Origin of the sequence: Streptomyces sp. AB3(2024), assembly GCF_041862025.1 — a bacterium.
In the GTDB taxonomy this organism is placed as follows: domain Bacteria; phylum Actinomycetota; class Actinomycetes; order Streptomycetales; family Streptomycetaceae; genus Streptomyces.
Genome location: NZ_JBGWAB010000422.1, coordinates 1 through 223 on the forward strand (window position 1 = coordinate 1; position 223 = coordinate 223).

At 67.3% G+C, this 223-nt stretch carries 1 protein-coding gene; it reads left to right on the plus strand.

From position 1 onward, the window contains the following. Nucleotides 1-39: 39 nt before the first annotated feature. On the plus strand, nucleotides 40-223 hold a 184-nt coding region (locus tag ACEPPI_RS41060; RefSeq protein WP_373920321.1), incomplete at its 3' end, for a transposase.

Consider the following 223-nt stretch of genomic DNA (forward strand, 5'->3'; position numbering starts at 1 on the left):
TCCCGTAACCTGCCAAGGCCAGGGGAAGACCTGGGGCCGCTGCCGCCAGATGCGGACGCCCGCACCCGCATGGCCCATCGTCTGGCCTCCACCGACGGTGCAACGCTCTATGAACGACGCGCCGCCACCGTTGAACCAGTCAACGGCCACCTCAAGGACCGTACCAACCTCCGTCGCTTCTCTCGCCGTGGACTCGCCGCCTGCCAAGCCGAACTCGACTTCG